The sequence below is a fragment of the Malaciobacter pacificus genome (assembly GCF_004214795.1).
GTDB classification, from domain to species: Bacteria; Campylobacterota; Campylobacteria; order Campylobacterales; family Arcobacteraceae; genus Malaciobacter_A; species Malaciobacter_A pacificus.
Map to the genome: position 1 here is coordinate 433,681 of NZ_CP035928.1, position 20,055 is coordinate 453,735.

A 20,055-nucleotide genomic window follows, 5' to 3' on the forward strand; every position below is an offset into this window, starting at 1 on the left:
ACTCTTTTAAAAAGTTATGATAAAATCCCTTATTATTAAGGGAGATTATCATAATGAATAAATCAGATATTACAAACTTACTTACTGTTTTAATCATGGCATATGGTTATTCAAATGGCAATGATACAATTTTTATGATTGGTTTATTTGCTCTAAGTGGAGCAGTTACAAATACACTTGCGATTCATATGCTTTTTCATAAAGTTCCATTTTTATATGGAAGTGGAGTTATTGAAAACAAATTTGAACAGTTTAAATCATCAATTCATAATCTTTTAACGAATCAATTTTTCACTCAAGAACACTTAACAAAGTTTTTTCAAACAGAAGTAAATAGTGCAAAAAATACAATAGATTTTGAAAAAATTTTAAATAAAACAGATTTTACTCCAGCTTATGACTCATTAAAAACAGCAGTTATGGAATCAAGTTTTGGTGGAATGTTAGGCATGTTTGGAGGTGAAGCGGCACTTGAACCTTTAAAAGAGCCATTTATAAAAAAACTTCAAAAATCTATAATTGATATTACAAGTAGTGAAGCTTTTAATAAAGTTTTAGATGAGAGTTTAAAATCAGAAGATTTATCAAAAGATGTTCATAGTAAGTTAAGTGAAATTGTAAGTTCAAGATTAGATGAATTAACGCCTAAAATGGTTAAACAAATAGTGCAAGATATGATAAAAGAACATCTTGGATGGCTTGTGATTTGGGGTGCAGTTTTTGGTGGACTTATTGGGTTTGTTTCAACTTTAATAGTGTAGCTCTTTATTTAGGCTTTATATGAAAAATGTAGTATAGTTTTACTACATTTTTTACTACAAATTAAAAAAAGCCAATAGTTTTTGATAATAGTTGATTGATTAATGATTTAAATATATATTATTAAAAAATTTATTTAGCTTGTCAATTTCTTTTTCATTTAAAATATACTTTTTTTTCTCTTCTGTTAAGTCAGATATCCCAAAGTTTTTTATATAGTTTTTTCCAAGAGAAAAATAATTAGAAGCATAAGGTTTACTAATACTTTTTACATACAACCAAAAGATATCAGTTTTAAAAACTTGTTCTAATATTTTTAACTCTTCTTTAGTCTCTGCCATAGCAGCCATACCATTATAAAAATATATATCTTCATTCTCTACAAAACAACTTTTAAACCCTTCTCTTGCCATTTGAGGGAATAGTAGTTTATATTTATATCTTTCTAAAGATTGGTTTCTACCAAAAGCATACCAATATTTATAATCTTTACCTTTACCTTTATCTCTATTAACTAATGCATCTTTATTAGATAATAAATAGTGGTAAGCAAAGGGATAGTCATTTATAAACTTATCTTCTGAAATCACATAAATTTGATTTTCTTCATTATACTCATATGGAAAAATAATTTTTTCAATAATATTATTAATTTTATCTGTTTTAACTAGTAAATTTGAATTAACAATATCTTTACAAATACTTTTTTCAATTTTAGTATTTTTATCTATGTAATAGTATTTTTTAGTATCTTTTATTGGTTTAAATATGAAAACATTGTTTTTTAATGTTGCTATACCACTTTTAGTGTTATATATTTCTCCAAAAGGAGTACCTACTTTTTCTATTTTATTTACTATATTCTTATTTTTTAAATACCATCCTTTAGAAATTGATAAATCTATATATTTGTATTTTTCATAGATAATATTATTCTTTAAGCCTAATCTTTTTAAAGGAGTATATTTAACTGTCTCCGATTTTATATTTTTTAAAAAACAAATTGAAGTATAAGTCATTCTTGAGTTAAATATTTGCTCATGTTCAAAGTCAATGATTTTTAAATCAACTTGATTGTCACTGAAATATTTTCTTATTGCTCTACCATTAAGACTTTTTATAAAGGTATTAACTGTTATATATCCAAGTATACCTTTGGGCTTTAAAAGTTCATATCCAATTTGAAAAAATGGAATATATAGATCAGGGTGCCCTGTTTTACATGTACTCCAATTTTTCATTAGTTCTTTTGTTTCATTATTCATATTTCTAGAACACACATAAGGTGGATTCCCTACTATAATATCAAAACCTTTATTTTCTCTAATTTTCTTATTTTCATCTTGCCATTTATATTCAAGAGAATCACCTACAAATAGGTTGAACTCAAATTCTTTAGTATCTTCACCATACTTTAATGCTAATAAAGATAGAAGGATTTTCGTTCTTTCAATACTATACTTCTGAATATCAATACCAAAAATATTATCTCTAAATATACTTTTAAAAGACTTGTTTGTTAACTTTTTAATTTCTAAAGCTGAATCAATTAGAAACCCTCCACATCCACAAGCTATATCAGCTACTGTTATCTTTTTAGCAGAGTTTTTACTCACCGTTGAAAACACTTCTTCTATTATAAATTCTCTAATATCTTTTGGAGTATAAATAGCACCATTAACTAACTTATCTGATGGGGAAATTACAAACTCAAAAAATTCAACTAACTCTTCAAAATAATAGTGTTTATTGGATTCTTTAATAAGTTCTAAGAACTGTATTAATATTCCATATTCTAATTCATCTTCATTAATTAAAAGGTTTTTAATTAGAAGGTTTTGAATATTTGTTATTTTATGCTGAATAACAAAAGATGAAACTAATAATCTATTTATAGAATATTCATCTGTTCCATAATCTTTTAGGAACTTACAAACTGACTGATTCAAATTCTAATTACCTACCAATTGAGGGTATATATCTTTTGCATTCCAGCTTGAAGTAGTATTTTCTAAATGATTAACTACTGACTTGAAGTATGGTAATATAAAATCCTTTTGATATTTAATAAGAATTTTTTTGTATCGCTTAATATTTTTAATTTTATTCCATATTTCAGGAAAAAAGTTTGATAAAATAAAATCTAAAACTAGTATTAATTCCATAGGATGATGCATAACTCTTGGAGCATCTAAAAACAGTGCTTGTCCAAAGTCTAGATTTGTAGTTTTATTATTCTCATCTTCTGTTAATCTATTCCCTCCAAATTGAAAGTGATATACTGGATGTGCCTGATGCCCTCCTTGGCTTACATTATGTTTATCAAAATGAACAGCATAGAGAAGTTTACTGCTTGAGTTATTTTTATTTTTTCCTTTTATTACAATGTTTAATGAAAACTTTTTAAATGGATCAAGCCCATTTTCTAATCCTTGATTATCTCCTTCTATATCCATATCTAAAAATAATTCTAAGTTTGAAGCACTCTTTTTGTGTGATATTTTTTTAGGAAACTTACTATCTTTATTAATGTCTATTTTAAAAGGTAATAATGTATATTCAAAATTATTTACTTGGTTTAATTGATTACTAATTCTGTATAACTGTGATGAGTCAATACCTTCTGTAGTTAAAAGCTCTGCAATTTCTGATAAATCAGATGCCATTTGAATAATGTATTCATTATTCATCGTTATACTTTTCAAGTTTAATATTTAATTTATTTTTATCAGAAGGGTGAACAACTATATTTTTCTTTTTTATAACAGGTGATTGTGTTAACCAAGCCTCTAAAGAAATATATTCATATTCTTGCCACTCTTTAGGTTCTGAGCGAGTATATACTTTAAATCCTTCATGTGGATCAAGAGGTTTTTTTAATGCTTTACAAACAGTCCAGTAATCATAGCTTTCATTTTTTTCTATTAAACTTGGAACATTAAGATTCTTTAGTTTTAGATTTTCTTTTAAAATATTAACTCTTTCTTCTGCATCTAAGTATGATAAGTATGTTCCAGATATTTCATTAAATATTTTATCAACTTCAAACATCCACCATCTATTCCATCCATCATGGAAAACACCTGTATATTTTGCTCTTTCAAATACTTCTTTAATTTTACTCCAGTCATTAGAACTATCTTTATCTATTCCTAATCTAGCTGCCAAATATTTCTCATTTATTAATATCCCTTTAGCATAAATAAGCTCTTTTAAAATCATTTGGGCATATTCATGGCTAGGAATATTTTCTCCACCCTCAAAACGTGAAAAGATTCTTGGGTCTAGATTTAATATATTAATATTTAAAAGCTTACTAAAATCTTTTTCTACAATAATCTGTTTATATCCATTTGCTAAAGAAATTAGTTTAGATTTTGCGTTAGGAGGAGTACTACCTTTAGTTAAGAACCTATCAAAGATGTTATTACTTGTTAAATCTTTGAAATATGTTGCCTTTAATTTTAAATCTGTTGAAAATAGTACAATTGGTACATCTTTAACCGTAAGCTTTGAATCAGTAGATAAATCTCTTACATGTTGACCCCAAACTGAACCTGTAAAATTTGAATTCTTAGAAAACTCATCAGTTCTTAAATCTAAAAGTAATCCATCATAGTTATTTAAATTCTCTATAAAAAAATCTTTTGAATTAATTTCATCAACATGTTTATATTCTATTAATAAATTTTCATCTTTTAAACCATCAGTAAATGAATCTACTGTTTCATTACTTTCATCATCAATATATAAATATTTAATCATATTTTAAATCCTTCTTTATCCCAAGGTAATTCTACTCTAATTGTTGTTGAATAACCTTTTTTAGGTTCTTTTACAAATATTTTACCGCCATAACTAGTAATAATATCTCTAACAATTTTTAATCCTAGTCCTGTACCAGTCATTTCTTCATGTGTTTTTACAATCTTTCCAACGGGAACACTTGTTGTGTAAAATGCATTAAAAATTTTTTCTCTATTTTCTAGTTGTATACCATCACCATTATCTGAAAATTCCAAATAGACATTATTGTAAATTTTTCCACACTCTATAAATATTTTACCATCTACTTTTGCTCTGTTAATTGCTTTACGAGAATTAGTATAGAAGTTAAATAAAATAGATGCCCATTCTGACTTATGCATTGGAATTGTATATAAGTTATATCCATTGAATTTAGGTTCGATGAATTCTATGTTTCTTTTTGATATGTCTGCTTCTAAAGTGGATTGTAAAGCATGAACAACAGTTCTTAGTTCAATTGATTGTAATTCTTTTTGTACATTTTCAGAAAAAGCTTCATCGAAATATGATACATAAGTTGATAGTCCATCTAAGTGTTTTTTAATTCTTTCATTAACCTGCAAAGCATGTTCTAAAGAGGAGCTATTTTCAACATTCTTTATATCATGTTGTAGGGCACCTTGGTATTGTTTTATTTCATGAATAAACTCTCCAATAGTTAAACCTAAAGCAGCTAGGATTCTTAAAAGGTTCATTTCCTTTATAAATTCTTTTTTCTGTTCTTTTTGTTCTTTTTGTGCATTTTCAAGATCTTGCGCTAATTCTATCAATTTATTTTGATTAATTGTTGGTTCTTTTTTTTGACTTTCGACAGAGGTATCAATTATTTCTTTTAATTCAATAATTGCATCATCAATTATTTCTTCTGGTTCTTTTTGCCAATCTTTATCATTTGTTCGTGTTTTCACACCTCTTTCTGCACCAATTTTAGTTACTGCATCTGTAAGTATCATATACCCAAAATCAGTTAATTCTTCAAATGCTTCATTATCTAACAAGCCTTCCCTACTTGATGTCTCTTCAAATTGTTCACCATAATCGTTATTAACTTCTATAAAACCAAAAAAATTTATATTACCGTGAACTGGAAGAACTGTTCTTCTTGCAATAGACTGATCTAACCCTAACCAATCATCATCTGATTCACCATAAGGTAAAACTCTAAAACCATTTCTATATAATCTTATTGCACCTTGCGTTTTGGCTTTTTCTCTAATTACTGTCTCAATTTGCTTTGGAATTAGTCCCTTGTTGTAAATAAAATAATATGCTTTTAGAGAAACATTCCTTAACACTTCAAATGGAGTTTCTTCGTTTAAACAAAAAGTCCTCTCTCTATATCCAAGCTTTGAACTTTTTAATGTTAAATACATATATCCTTCATTATCAACTTTACCAGTAATCTCAGCTAAAGCATGTTTAAAAAACATGTTTTTTTCGTCAGCAATAATTGTTTTTTTGTTATTCTCTTGACTAATACATTTAAGTTTAAATCCTGGATCATCATTCTTTAAATCTTTTTTAGTTTTAGAAAGAGGAAAAGGCTGTAATACTTCAGAAGCATATCTATATACTCTTTGAATTTGTGCTTTAGTCCAGTTATCTCTTAACTGCTCTATAATTAATGTTGTACCTTCTTCTTTAGTCTTTTCAGTATATGAAATTTCATTAGTAATAGATAATAAGTCGAGATCACCAAGGAAGTTATCCCACTTAATAGTCACCTTTAATGCTTTATGAGAATCTTTTGTTTGTGTAATAATAGTTAGTTTCTTACCTAGTCTTTGAGCAGAAAAACGTCCAATACCTTTTTTCCCTGCTCGTTTTCTATTATATCGTGTAGACATGGGAAAGTGTAACTTTTCACTTGAAGATAGTCTCATAAAACCGTTAACTAACTGTTCTTTAGTCATACCTAACCCATTATCATCTATTTCTAAAGTACCTCCACCTAAAGAAGAGTCTTTAAATACAATATTAACATGGGTTGCATCTGCGTCATAGGCATTTTTTACTAATTCAGATACTGCTGTTTCATGTCTTGCAACAAGTTCCATTCCTAAACGGTTAATTATTCCTGCATCGACAGAAAATCTAACATTTTTTTCATCAAATTTCGATAGGCTATTGGATAATTCTAAAATTTTAGAATAGTTGTTAGGCTCATTTTTTAGAACTTCTTCTAGTTCTTTTCTTATTTTCTCTGGCATTAATATTCCTATAAAATATATGAAATGTATTTTATCTTATTTTATATTTGATAATATAAAATCAATCATAAGAATTTATTAATTCTATTGTAATAATAAATATTTATATAAAAGTATTTGATTTTTAATAATAGTAATATTATAGACTTATAGTAAATTTTCATTTTGTATATAGTTTAAAAAATTGTCTACACTATCGGGGTCATTCCATTTCTTTATTGTCAAATAGATCTTCTAGCTGTTCAGTATATTCTCGAGTTAACATATCAGAATCTTTTTGATATTTAATATGTAAATCCAAATAGCCAAAGAGGTAATTTATTTTTAAATCCAACTTCTATACTATCCGCAACTACATAAGAGTTTTTAATACCTTTTATTTGTTCAAAACTTTTATTTTTGCCACCAATTTCAAAAGTATATTTTTCATCTACTAAGAAATCACCTTTATCAACATAGTATATAGAACTATTAACACTAACTTGTGAAGCGAAGAAACTTTCTCTTAAAGTTCCTATTTTTGGTTCTAAACAAAGCGATGATAACAGTGTTGTATTAGATAAATAAAGTTTATCAGGTTTTTGCATTGATTTAAATCGTTTGCCTTCAAATACAATATGTCTTAATAATTCTGCTTTATGAAGTAGTTCTATGTATTTGTATAGAGTAACTTTTGATAATCCAACTTTTTGTGCTAGGCTTTCAATACTAAGTTCAAGAGGATTTGACACACAAATACTTGTTAAAAGCTTTTTTAATGTACTTATTTTATCCCCTGAAATATTGTGAATTGAACCTAAATCAGTATGAAGAATAGTGTTAATTGTATCTAATACCATTTGTGTGTAACTATCTTTATTTTCAAAATAGAATGGATAAGCCCCAATCCTTAAATACTGCTCAAAGTGTTTTAAAATTTTTTCATTATCTAGCTTTTTAATAATGTCATTTGCGATATCAACATGGTCTTTTAATACATGTTCCAATTTGTAAGAATCAAAGTTTTTATTTAACTTTAGTTCCAAAAATTCTTTAAACGATAATATTGGTAAATGATACATCCCGTATCTTCTTGTAAAACTAGGGTTTGTTAATTTGATTGTACTTGAACCTGAAAATAGAACTTTTACTTCTAAAAAATCATATATACTTTTTAGTTCTTGCTCAAAATCATTAGCTTCATGAACTTCATCTATCAAAATACATTTACCACCATAATTAACAAATTCTTGAACCAATTCAAAAAGAGATACACCTGCTAAATGTGGATGATCACATGAAATGTAAAGTACTTCATCACTTTTATATTCTAAAGCTTGTGCAACTTGAAGCAATAATGTTGTCTTACCTACACCCCTAGAGCCATAAACACCACTAAACTTTGATTCACTAGCTAATAATCTATCGTATAAAAAACGATGGTATTTGATAGTACTGTTTTGTACTTTTTTGTTAGATAGTTCAAATAAGTTGTTTAGTAGACTTTTCATTATTATCCTTTAGTAGTAAAGTTAATTAAACGATTATATCATTTTTTAGTTGAAATATATAATCTATGTTAATAAAATACATATTTATATGTTTAATTAGGTAATCTTTGTATTTCATCAATTATGATTTAAAATATTTATTTAATCTTAAATTTGGTAGTGTATCTTATGTATAAAGTAATAGTAAATAATCAATGTAATTGTTTTAAAAAAAGTGAGTTAGAAGTACATAGTGAATTTGAAAATGAAGAAGATGCACTTAATTTCGCACTAAAAATGAATAAAATTATGAATAATGAGTTTTGTAAAAAACATTCATTTCAAGTCTTAAAAGTTTTTGATACATTTAGTATCTCTTTAGTTAAACCATTGGAAAAAGCACTTAAGTGTTGTGGTAGTGGTTGTTGTAAATAAAAGAGGATAGATGATAAAAATTATATTAACTTTAATTATAACAATTTTTCTTTTTTCTGCTTGTAGCCAAAAGAAGTCAACACTATCTTTTACTCATGATTTAGAAAAAAAAGAGGGTATTTATTCTTTAAAACAAGCAAAATATATCTCTATTGAGGAATTAGTTAAGGAAATAGAACACTATCCTATAATTTTTGTTGGAGATCATCATAATACTAAAAAGACCCATGATTTTTTTGAAAGTTTATTAATAGAACTTGATAAAAAGAACTACAAACTACATTTAGCTAATGAGTGGTTTTCTCCAAGCCATGATAAGTTATTAGAGAATTATACTAATGATGTTTTTGACTCACAAGAATTAAAAAATAGAAGAAAATGGGAAAAGTTTACAAGTTTTAAATGGGAATATGTAGAACCATTGTATGAAATTGTTAAAAAAAATAATGGAAAGCTTTATGGTATAAACTTATCAAAAGAAGATAGAAAAAAAATATCATTAAAGAGTTTTGATAAGATGAATAATGAGGAAAAGATATTTTATGATAGTTTAGATTTAAATGTAAGTGTTCATAGAAATTTTGTGATGCCTTATTTATCTCATTGTTCAAAAATACCACAAAAGACAGATGAAAAATGTGAAGAAAGAATGTATAGAGTTCAAGTATCTTGGGATACTTACATGGCACAAAATGTAGCTAAAATTTCTAAATTTTCATTAAAATCACCAAAAGATAAACTTATAGTTTTTGCAGGTGCTATGCATATTGAACATGATTTAGGGATACCTTTGAGATTCTCAAGGTTTAGTAATCTTCCATTTTTTACAATATCAAATGAAAAAATTTTAAAAGAAAAAGATATAAAAGTAAAAGCTAGTAAAGCAGATGTGATCTATATTTATGAGTGATTTCTTAAATATCATATTAATGCTAATTTAAATACAATGTTGTTTAAAAAATCATATATTAATTTTCTAATAATTATAAAGGAATAATGTGGCAGTTGAAGAAATAGAAGTATTAGTTTTACTTGATGTAGGCGGACTTCAAGATGAAGAAAAATTACAAAAGTTTTTAAAAAGAAAGAGTTTTAAAGAAGTTGAAGGAGAGAAGCATGTTTATACATCTAGTTCTACAACAACTTTAGTTACTACAAAAGCTTTTATTTTAGAAATTTTCAAAGAGGCTTTACAAAAAGCAGGGTTTGAAAATGCAAATTTAGTATTTTTGCTAAATGAAACACCTTATCCTCCATATTATTATGACAAGGAAACAGGATTCTTTGAAGAAGTAAAAGAAGAAGCTAAATAGTGAAAAATATTTTTGAGTATTTAAAAAATTTAAAAGCAGATAAAAGACTAAAAGAGTGTCAACTTTTAATTGTAAATGATGACATTCAAGCTCAAATGGCTAGTGATGTAGTCTCTTTTTTAGGATTTAAACCATTTGTTTTAAGTGATTTTAGGGCAAATTTTGGTGATGATTTATTATCATTTAGTGAAGAATTACAAGAGATTACAAAATCCTTAAATAGCTACTATAACTATAAAAAACAAGACAAAATCTTAATCTCACCAATTAGAACTATCTCTTTTCCTTTACCAAAAGAAAAATGTTTTGATAGCTTTGAAATAAATTTTGCAGATACAATAAATTTAGAAGAGTTCAAATCAAAACTTTACAATTGGGGATACTACTTTGTAGATATTGTTACAAGTGAGGGAGAAGCTTCTATTAGGGGAGATATTATTGATATTTGCCCACTTGGAAGTGAGTTTGGTTATAGAGTTTCATTATTTGATGATGAAGTTGAAAGTATTAGAAAATTTGATATTGAAGATCAAAAATCTTTTAAAGAAGAGATTGAAGGGTTTTCTATTTCTCCAGCTTTTCTTGCTCTAGATGAAGCTACATTTGAGCAAATAAATGAACAAATAGAAACAGTTCAAACTGATGCATTTATTAAAGATATTCACTCACTTGGATTTTGGTATCTAAATGATTTAGGTGAGTATTTACCTCAAAATTTAAGCTCATATATCACAAAAGAAGCCCTTGATGAGCTTGAAGAAGTTTATGTATTTGAAGAAAAAAGAATAGACAAAGATAAGTTTTTAACTATTCCTCAAATAATTCAAAGTAGAAACTACCAAGAAGTAGCCCCAGCTAATATCAAAGAGTTTTTAACTTTCCATTCTGGTAAAAAAGTTACTATTATCTCTAGTAGCGAAGCAAAAGTTAAAGGCTTTAATTTAGACTTAAATGATAAAGATATTAACTACTTATTTGATAATCAAATCATAAATCTTGTTTCAAACTCTGAAGTAATACTTTCACTAAATAAAGAGATTAAAAAAAGAAGAAAGAAAAAAGTAAAACTAGTTTTAGATGAACTTCAACTAAACGACTTTGTAGTACATGAGAAGCATGGTATTGGTCAGTATAAAGGTATTGAACCAGTAACAGTTATGGGAGCTAAAAGAGACTTCGTAATTGTTATGTACGCAGGGGATGATAAGCTTTTAATTCCTGTTGAAAATATCGATTTAATTGATAGATATGTAGCTGATGGAAGCTCTTATGCGGTTGTTGATAAGCTTGGTAAAGGAAGCTTTGCTAAGTTAAAAGAGAAAGTAAAAGATAGATTGTTTGCTATTGCAAATGATATTATTAAAATGGCAGCAGCTAGAGAGTTAGTAAATGGTATAAAAATCAATACAAATAAAAAGACACTTGAAGATTTTGCTAAAAGTTCAGGCTTTGAATATACAAAAGATCAAAAAAGAAGTGTGCGAGAAATCTTTGATGATTTAAGTAGTGGTAGAGTTATGGACAGACTTCTTTCAGGTGATGTTGGTTTTGGAAAAACAGAAGTTGCTATGAATGCAATGTTAGCTGTTGTATTAGATGGTCATCAAACACTTTTTGTATGTCCTACTACGCTTCTTGCTTCTCAGCACTTCCAAGGTATTAAAAAAAGATTTGATGAGTTTGGAATAAGAGTTGCTAAACTTGATGGAAAATCAACAACTAAAGAGAAAAATGAAGTTAAAAAAGCACTTGAAAGTGGAGATATCCAAGTGGTTATTGGAACTCACTCACTTTTAAGTGTTAAAACAAAAGATTTAGCACTTGTTATAATTGACGAAGAACATAAGTTTGGTGTAAAACAAAAAGAGAAATTAAAACAATTAAGAGAAGATGTGCATATTTTCTCAATGAGTGCAACTCCAATTCCAAGAACTCTAAATCTAGCCTTATCAAAACTAAAAGGTATGAGTGCTTTACTAACACCTCCAAGTGAGAGATTAGGGGTTAGAACTTATGTAAAAGAGTATAGTGATAAGTTAATTAAAGAGATTATTTTAAGAGAGAAAAGAAGAGGTGGACAGCTTTTTTATGTGCATAATAACATCGCTTCAATTGAAGCTAAAAAAGCAGATATTCAAGAGATTGTTCCAAATATCAAAATAGAGATTATCCACTCAAAAGTAAAACCAGCAGATGCTGAAAAACTAATTGAAGCCTTTGAAAACAAAGAGTTTGATATCTTACTTGCAACATCTATTGTTGAATCTGGACTTCACTTACCAAATGCAAACTCAATTATCATCGATGGTGCTGATAGATTTGGTATTGCAGATTTACACCAATTAAGAGGTAGAGTTGGAAGAAGTAATAAAGAAGGTTTTTGTTACTACGTTGTTGAAGATAAAAAACAAATCACTGATGATGCAATCAAAAGACTAGTTGCCCTAGAGTCTAACTCATATTTAGGAAGTGGTACAGCTTTAGCTCACCAAGATTTAGAAATCAGAGGTGGTGGAAATATTATCGGTGAAGCACAAAGTGGGCATATTAAACAAATTGGATATGGTTTATATCTAAAAATGTTAGAAGATGCACTTGCCTCTTTAAGTGGCGAAACAAAAGAAGAGAAAAAATCAGTTGATATTAAACTAGCAATTTCTGCATATATTAGTGATGAGTATATCAGTGAAGATAGAGTTAGACTTGAATTATATAGACGTCTTAGTAAAGCTCATGATAATCAAGAGGTATATGCAATTGAAGAAGAAATGGAAGATAGATTTGGTAAACCAGATATTCCAACTAAACAGTTTATTGAATTAATTTTAATTAAAATTTTAGCACTTAGTAAAGGTATTCAAACAATTAGTTCATATGAGATGAATATTACTTTTGTAAAAGGTGATGATACAAAAGAGACTATAAAATCTCCAAGCAAAGATGATGACGATATTATTGCAACTACAATGAAGTATTTAAGAAGTTAGGGTAATAAGATAACTAATCTTTTATCCTAATTTGATTCCTTCCACTATTTTTTGCTTCATAAAGTGCTACATCAGCTGCCTTATAAAGCTCTTTAGAGTCTTTTATCTCATTTGCTTTTTTACATACAAGTCCAATAGATACAGTTAAGTAATTTGAAATCTCACTATTCATATTTTCAATTTTTAAGTTTTCAATTTCTTCTTTTATACTACGTGCAAAGTTTAAACAGTTTTCTTTTTCAACACTTGAAAAAATCAATGCAAACTCTTCTCCTCCGATTCTAAAGGCAAAGTCACTGACTCTTTTTGAACTCTCTTTTAATACATGGGATACTTCTTTTAGAATTTTATCACCTTTTTGATGTCCATATTCATCGTTATATTTTTTAAAATAGTCAATATCTAGCATTAAAAAAGATATATAGTCATTTCTTCTTTTTGCTCTATTTAACTCTTCTTCAATTATTGTATTAAAATGCCTTCGGTTGTATAATTGTGTTAATTCATCTGTAATTGATAAATATTCGACTTTTTTCTTATTTGTAATATTATGTCTAATTGAAGTATATCCTACAACTTTATCTTCTTGAATTAACGGTTCTATAATAGCTTCAACCCAATAAATCTCACCAGATTTCTTTTGATTTTTAAACTCTCCTCTCCATGTTTTTTTTGCTTTTATTGTATTCCAAAGTTCTCTGTAGATTTCATCAGGTATATCATCATGTCTAACTAATTTATGTGTATTTCCTATTAGTTCTTCTTTTGAGTATCCTGATACTTCACAAAAGGCTTTACTAACTGAAGTTATCTTTCCTTCTAAATTAGTTGTTGAAGAAATTATATGTTCATCTAAAATTTTTAAATGATCTTTTAATTTATTTTCAGCCTCAAGTTTTTTTTCTAAAATTTCATTAATATTTTTTGCTAAAGATATAAATTCATTAAATGTCAAATTCTCGTATTCTATTTTTTTATTTTTTTTTGAAGCTTTTTTAAACTCTAAAATAAGATTATTGATGTTAAGATTTATATATGTTGATATTTTTTTTGATAAAAAATATAAACTTAATAATAGTAAAACAAAGACAATACTTACTGATTTTAATTCATTATAAATAATATCTTCATAGATAAAATTTTTATTCTCAATCTCTTTTGTAGCATCATCTAAATAAAAACCACTTCCTATAATCCATCCCCACTCTTTGAAAACTTGGATATATGCAATTTTTTCAAATAGTTTTTCATTATTTAATTTTTTGAATTTATATTCAATAAAATTATTTTTTTCGTCTTCTAAAATTTTTAATTGAAGATTCATTAACTCATTATTAGGATATATAATTGCTGGATTTTGTATTTTACCATCAAAAAGTAATGCTTTTTTATCCAATGTATTAACAAATAGATATCCATTATCACCAAATCTAATAGTTTTTATCCATTGTAGAATTTCATTTTGTAATTGAGTTAAATCTTGTATATTCGATGTTTTAGTATTTGAATTTCTGTATTTAATATAATTAATAACTCTTTCTACTTCTCTTTTTACTTCATTTTTCTTTATTTCAGTAACCTCAGTTTTTTTTAATTCTTTCTCTTTTTGGAAACTTGCATTTTGAAATAAAATAGTAAAAACGAATGCTAAAATAATACAAATACTTACAATCAAGAAAATTAATTTTGTAAAGAAGTTTGATAATGACATAAATTTACTTTTTTATTTTATTATAGCTAAAAAAAAATTATATATTTGAATTTAAAGTTTAAAATCAGAGAAAAAATCTCCTATTTCGTAAAAGAGTTATTAAATTGTTATTTTTGTTAAAAAATCGTTAATAAAAAATTTAATAATTGTTAAAATCTACATGTCATAATTTCATATATCAAATAAAAAAGGATAAAAAATGAAATTTAAAAACAAAGTATTAACAGGTCTTTTATTATGTAGTGTTGCTAGTACAACTCTTTTTGCAAATTGTCAAATAAAAGATGGTCAAAAAGATTGTTACAAAAAATCTTGTCAAGTAGATAAAAAACATCATAAAAAAATGAGAGATATGAAAAATCATAGAGAAGGTCATATTTTTGGACTATTTAAGCAATTAAATTTAACAGATGAACAAAAAGTTGAAATCAAAAAAATAATGCTTGAAAGTAAACAAAATCAAAAGAATGCTAGTGATGCATTTACTAAAGATTCATTTGACAAGAAAAAATATATAGAAATTATTAGTCAAAAAAGAGAGAATATGTTAAAATCTAAAGCAGAAGCTTTAGAAAAATCTTATGCATTATTAACTTCTCAACAAAAAGAACAACTAAAAGTTTTAATGGATTTAAAGCAAGAAAAAAAAGAGAGTTTTTTAGATAAAAAAATGGAAAGAATCTCAAATAAATAAAAGGAAATATTTTGATAAAAATTGCAATGGTAGAAGATGATTTAGAATTAGCAGATGTATTAACTCAATACCTAAAGCAATTTAATATTGAAGTAACAAATTTTGAAGAGCCATTTTTGGCTCTTTCTACTTTAAAAGTTCAAAAGTTTGATCTTATAATTTTAGATTTAACTCTTCCTGGTATGGATGGGTTAGATGTTTGTAAAGAGATAGTAAAAAACTTTGATATTCCTATAATTATTTCAAGTGCGAGAAGTGATTTAACTGATAAAGTTACAGCTTTACAATTAGGTGCTGATGATTACTTACCAAAACCATATGACCCAAGAGAACTTGAAGTAAGGATTAAAACAATTTTGCGAAGATTTAATCACTCTAATAATAGTAATGAAGAAATTTCAAAAAAGACTTTTGAATTAGATTTTGATAAAAACGAGATTACAAAAAATGGAAAATATGTTAAACTAACAGCAGCTGAGTTTGAGGTTTTGGGTTTATTAATAAAAAGAGAAGGATTTGTAATCTCTAGAGAAGAGATTTTTGATAATTCTGATTTACTAAATCAAGATTATGATAGCACGGGTTCTTTAGCCGTTATTATAAATAGAATTAGACATAAAATAGAAGACAATCCAAGAGAACCACAATTTTTACATACAATTAGAGGAATGGGATATAAATTTACACAATGAATAGATCATCAATATTTTTTACAATAACAGTTAGTTTTATTATTTCACTACTTTTAGTAGTAATTAGTTTTTTTATTCTTATGACACATGGTTATAAAATAAAAGAAATGGCAATTTTTGACAAATATGAATATCCAATAAAACTAGTTTTAAAACAGTCTAAGTATGGTTTTGATGAAAAATTTTATAATAAATTTCTTGAAATGAATTATGAATTAATTTTAGATAAAAATAAAGTTAATGCTATTACTTATAATCCTCAAACTAAAGTTGTTGTAGAGAAAAAGCATCACAAAAAAAATGATTTATTAAGAGTCTTAAAATTAGGAGATAATACTTATATTTATATAAAGTCTCAAAGAAGGGCTTGGACATATTTAATAAAAGATAATAACCCTAAAAGTGATAGTATTGAGAATATAAATATATATATTATGTTGGTTTTTTCAATTATATTTATAACAATTATTTTAGTATATTTAATAACTCTTAGAAAACTAATGCCTCTTAAAATATTAAAAGATAAAGTAAAAACTTTAGGTGATGAGAACTTTGATTTTGAGTGTTGCAATAGTAATGGTAAAGATGAAGTTTCGCAACTTGGAATGGAGTTTAAAAAATCAGCTTTAAAACTTAAAAATTTAAAAGAAGCTAGAAATGTATTTATTAGAAATATTATGCATGAATTGAAAACACCAATCACTAAAGGAAAATTTTTAACTCAATTAGAACAAAGTGAAGATAATAATGAAAAATTAAAATCAGTATTTAATAGACTTGAATCTTTAATTAATGAATTTGCTTCAATTGAAGAATTAATATCTTCTACAAAAAATATAGATAAAAAATTATATTTTTTAAATGATATTTTAGAAAATGCAGTTGATATTTTAATGTTAGAAGAAGATGATGTTATTTATAATCACGAAAATAAAAAAATAAATGTTAATTTCAAACTATTTTCAATTGCTGTAAAAAATCTGATTGATAATGCTTTAAAATATTCAGATAATAAAAAAGTTACTGTTAAGACTCAAAATGAAGATATTATTTTTGAAAATGATGGTAAAAAACTAGAATTTGAATTAGAACAATATTTTGAACCATTTTTTAGCAATGAGGATAAATCAAAAGACTCTTTTGGCTTAGGTTTATATATAGTTCACAATATTTTAAAAGCAAATGACTACACACTAAAATATGAATATGTTGATGGAATTAACAGATTTATTTGTAAGAAGGAAATATTATCTACGATATAGCTATTATAGGTGCTGGAGCGAGCGGGTTAATGCTTGCTTCAAAATTAGATAAAAGAAAATTTAAAAATATTTGTATTATAGATGCAAATCCTAAAGTTGGTTCAAAAATCAAAGTTAGTGGTGGTGCTAAATGTAATATTACTAATGAGTTGGTAACATATAAGAACTACCTTGGAGATGAGAATTTAGTAAAAGAGTTATTAAAAAGATTCTCTAAAGATGATTTATTAGACTTCTTAGCTAAAAATGAAGTTTTTCCAAAAATTAATCCAAAGATTGTAAAGGGAACATATTTTTGTAAATCTAGTCAAGATGTTATAGATATGTTTTTAAAACTAACTACACATGTAAAAAAGTTTTTAAATACAAAAGTGCTTGATGTAGATTTTCATAATCACTATAAAATCAAAACAGATAAAAACATAATTGAAGCAAAGAAGGTTGTAGTCTCAAGTGGAGGTTTGTCTTATCCTGTTTTAAATGCAAGTTCAATTGCCTATGATATAGCTAAAAAATTTGGTCATACTATAAGTAAACTTGACCCAGCTTTAGTTGGATTTACAGTTCAAAAAGAGCAATTTTGGTTTAAAAATCTTTCAGGGATTTCTCTTCTTGTTCATACTTTTGTAGATAATAAAAGGTTTGAAGGTTCATTTTTATTTGCACATAAGGGCTGTTCAGGTCCGGTTACATTAACAACTTCTTTATATTGGAACAAAGGTAAAATAGCAATTGATTTTTTACCTAATAAAAAAATAGAGAGTTTTTTAAGAAGTAATAAAAAAATTTCAGCTGCTTTTCCTTTTCCAAAAAGATTTACTGAAGAGTTTTTAAAATCAATTGATTTAAAAGATATTGCTGTTAGTCAACTAAGCGAACAAGAAAAAGAAAAACTTAAAGTTTTGAAATATTATGAGTTTAGTCCAGCTGGTAATTTTGGTTATACAAAAGCAGAAGTTACAAAAGGTGGAATTAGCACAGATGAAATAAATCATAAAAGTTTTGAAAGTTTAAAACAAAAAGATTTATATTTTATTGGAGAGTGTTTAGATATAACAGGAGAATTAGGTGGATTTAATTTTCAAATATATTTTTCTCAAAGTACTGTGTGTGCAGAGTATCTAAATAAGAATTAATTTCTTTTACAAATAACTTTTCCTAATAATTATTTTTTTATAAAAGCTTTACTATAATATGTAAAAAACTTGTATATATAAGGCTAAATAATGTTATTTGTTAATAAAAAGCTTGAATCAGAGAACCTCTCTTTAAAAGAATAGATTGAAAAATTACAAAACCAGTTGAATTTAAAAGAATTAGAAATTCAAAAAAAAGAAGAAGAGTTTTCTCTAAAATTATTAGAAAAAGAGGAGTCTCTTAAAAAAGAAGTACAACTTTATAAAGAAATAGCAGTTCATTCTCAAGAAGAAGGTCTTGTTGCCTTTGACAAAGATAACAATCTTATATTTGCAAATAATTTAGCTAGAAATAATATAAAAGATTACTCTATTGTTTTAGATGCAGTAGTAAATAGAAGTGATAGACTTATTATGGAAGATTATGAGGCAAATGTGTCACTAAAACAATATCAAGATTTCAATATTGTCTCACTAAAGAAAACTTCAATTCATGACAACAAAGATGGCGGACTTCTACAAAGACATAGTGCTAATGTAACTAAAGCTTTAGATAATACACAACAAACTTATCTTAGTTTACTTGAAGAACTTAAAGGTATGGCAACTGAATCAAATGAAACAGCTGAAGGTTCAACTGAAGGTTTAAATCTTACAAAGGAAATTGTTGCTGATTCAGATTTATTGCATGAAGAGTTAGAAGTAGAAAATCAAGTTGTTGATTCCTTAGTTGAAAAAAGTAAAGATATTGCACAAGTAATTAATATAATCCAAGAAATTGCCTTCCAAACAAATATTCTTTCATTAAACGCAGCTGTTGAAGCTGCAACTGCTGGTGAAGCTGGTAAAGGATTTGCTGTAGTTGCACAAGAGGTTAGAAATCTTGCAACAAGAAGTGCAGATGCTGCAAAACAAATCAAAGATGTTGTTACATCAATTCAAGCTGAAACACAACGAATAGAAACAAGTTCAAAAAAAGTTTCAGGTGTTGTAAATGAAACAAAGCAAAGAATTGCCGTGTTAAGTAAACTTATGACGACTTTCCAAAAAAATGCAAATAGATCTGTATATGAAGTGGAAAGTATCTCAAATAAAATCTTTATAAATCTTGCAAAACTTGACCACGTAATTTACAAAAATAATTTATACCAATTAATTTTTGGTAATGATAACAACTTTAAAGCAGTTGACCACCATAATTGTAGATTAGGTAAATGGTACGATACAGGATTAGGGAAAGAAGAGTTTAGTTTTGTTCCTTCTTATAAAGGCTTAGAAAAATACCACCATACAGTTCACCACCAAGCAAACCTTTTAGCTAAAGAGTGTTCAGGTCATTCGGTTTCTTGTTCTAAGCAATTAATTGAAGATAAGATACAGTTAGTTGAAGATGCTAGTGAATATGTATTTATTTATCTAGATAAAATTTTAGAAGAGAAAAATGAGACTGTGATGAAAGAAGCAGCTCAAAAGCTATTTAATTAAAGGAAAAAAAGATGAATAAAAAATATTCTATTGCAATTGTTGATGATGAAACAGAAATTTTAAGTGTTCTAGAGCCACTTGCAGATTATAAAAAA

General features: G+C 26.3%; 16 protein-coding genes and 1 pseudogene. 11 read left to right on the plus strand and 6 right to left on the minus strand.

Annotated features, from left to right (window positions below; genetic code table 11):
- Positions 1 to 53: 53 nt before the first annotated feature.
- Entirely contained in the window at positions 54 to 761 is a 708-nt protein-coding gene (locus tag APAC_RS02215) for a DUF445 domain-containing protein (protein ID WP_130232561.1), read from the plus strand.
- Between the two features lie 99 nt (positions 762 to 860).
- Here APAC_RS02215 and APAC_RS02220 read toward each other — a convergent pair whose 3' ends face one another.
- The 5 genes from APAC_RS02220 to APAC_RS02240 form a co-directional block, all read right to left on the minus strand.
- Complete coding sequence (locus APAC_RS02220) at positions 861 to 2,708, minus strand: HsdM family class I SAM-dependent methyltransferase (RefSeq protein ID WP_130232562.1); 1,848 nt, start codon at positions 2,706 to 2,708, stop codon at positions 861 to 863.
- A gap of 3 nt (positions 2,709 to 2,711) precedes the next feature.
- Positions 2,712 to 3,449: a hypothetical protein gene (locus APAC_RS02225; protein ID WP_130232563.1), complete on the minus strand. Its 738-nt coding sequence runs from the start codon at positions 3,447 to 3,449 to the stop codon at positions 2,712 to 2,714.
- Entirely contained in the window at positions 3,442 to 4,524 is a 1,083-nt protein-coding gene (locus APAC_RS02230; protein WP_130232564.1) for a hypothetical protein, read from the minus strand. Before APAC_RS02230 ends, APAC_RS02225 begins: the two co-directional genes overlap by 8 nt.
- Positions 4,521 to 6,776 carry a sensor histidine kinase gene (locus APAC_RS02235; protein ID WP_130232565.1) on the minus strand — a complete coding sequence of 752 codons (2,256 nt, stop codon included), beginning with the start codon at positions 6,774 to 6,776 and terminating at the stop codon, positions 4,521 to 4,523. Before APAC_RS02235 ends, APAC_RS02230 begins: the two co-directional genes overlap by 4 nt.
- Positions 6,777 to 7,060: 284 nt before the next feature.
- Positions 7,061 to 8,266 carry an ATP-binding protein gene (locus tag APAC_RS02240; RefSeq protein WP_130232566.1) on the minus strand — a complete coding sequence of 402 codons (1,206 nt, stop codon included), beginning with the start codon at positions 8,264 to 8,266 and terminating at the stop codon, positions 7,061 to 7,063.
- Between the two features lie 168 nt (positions 8,267 to 8,434).
- Between APAC_RS02240 and APAC_RS02245 the strand changes: the two genes are divergently transcribed.
- From APAC_RS02245 to mfd, 4 genes are all read left to right on the plus strand, one after another.
- On the plus strand, positions 8,435 to 8,680 hold the full coding sequence (locus APAC_RS02245; RefSeq protein ID WP_130232567.1) for a hypothetical protein: 246 nt from the start codon (positions 8,435 to 8,437) through the stop codon (positions 8,678 to 8,680).
- Between the two features lie 10 nt (positions 8,681 to 8,690).
- On the plus strand, positions 8,691 to 9,590 hold the full coding sequence (locus tag APAC_RS02250) for a ChaN family lipoprotein (protein ID WP_130232568.1): 900 nt from the start codon (positions 8,691 to 8,693) through the stop codon (positions 9,588 to 9,590).
- Between the two features lie 88 nt (positions 9,591 to 9,678).
- Positions 9,679 to 9,993, plus strand: coding sequence for a hypothetical protein (locus APAC_RS02255; protein WP_130232569.1), 315 nt, complete (start codon positions 9,679 to 9,681; stop codon positions 9,991 to 9,993).
- A complete protein-coding gene (mfd, locus tag APAC_RS02260; RefSeq protein ID WP_130232570.1) occupies positions 9,993 to 12,980 on the plus strand; it encodes a transcription-repair coupling factor in 2,988 nt (995 codons plus the stop codon). The genes APAC_RS02255 and mfd overlap by 1 nt, the downstream gene beginning before the upstream one ends.
- A gap of 13 nt (positions 12,981 to 12,993) precedes the next feature.
- Here the strand turns inward: mfd and APAC_RS02265 are convergent, their stop codons facing one another.
- Positions 12,994 to 14,691: a diguanylate cyclase gene (locus APAC_RS02265; RefSeq protein WP_130232571.1), complete on the minus strand. Its 1,698-nt coding sequence runs from the start codon at positions 14,689 to 14,691 to the stop codon at positions 12,994 to 12,996.
- 199 nt (positions 14,692 to 14,890) lie between these two features.
- Here APAC_RS02265 and APAC_RS02270 point away from each other — a divergent pair, with 199 nt between their 5' ends.
- The 6 genes and pseudogenes from APAC_RS02270 to APAC_RS13550 all read left to right on the plus strand — a co-directional run bounded on the left by APAC_RS02270 (position 14,891) and on the right by APAC_RS13550 (position 19,960).
- Entirely contained in the window at positions 14,891 to 15,385 is a 495-nt protein-coding gene (locus APAC_RS02270) for a Spy/CpxP family protein refolding chaperone (protein ID WP_130232572.1), read from the plus strand.
- An 11-nt stretch (positions 15,386 to 15,396) separates the two neighbouring features.
- A complete protein-coding gene (locus tag APAC_RS02275; RefSeq protein WP_130232573.1) occupies positions 15,397 to 16,077 on the plus strand; it encodes a response regulator transcription factor in 681 nt (226 codons plus the stop codon).
- Positions 16,074 to 17,339, plus strand: coding sequence for an ArsS family sensor histidine kinase (locus tag APAC_RS02280; RefSeq protein ID WP_130232574.1), 1,266 nt, complete (start codon positions 16,074 to 16,076; stop codon positions 17,337 to 17,339). The genes APAC_RS02275 and APAC_RS02280 overlap by 4 nt, the downstream gene beginning before the upstream one ends.
- Entirely contained in the window at positions 17,324 to 18,475 is a 1,152-nt protein-coding gene (locus tag APAC_RS02285; RefSeq protein WP_130232575.1) for a BaiN/RdsA family NAD(P)/FAD-dependent oxidoreductase, read from the plus strand. The genes APAC_RS02280 and APAC_RS02285 overlap by 16 nt, the downstream gene beginning before the upstream one ends.
- A 600-nt stretch (positions 18,476 to 19,075) precedes the next feature.
- Positions 19,076 to 19,558, plus strand: a pseudogene (locus tag APAC_RS13545) (methyl-accepting chemotaxis protein); the annotation flags it as partial.
- Entirely contained in the window at positions 19,550 to 19,960 is a 411-nt protein-coding gene (locus tag APAC_RS13550) for a CZB domain-containing protein (protein WP_474537504.1), read from the plus strand. The pseudogene APAC_RS13545 and the gene APAC_RS13550, both read left to right, overlap by 9 nt.
- Positions 19,961 to 20,055: the final 95 nt, after the last annotated feature.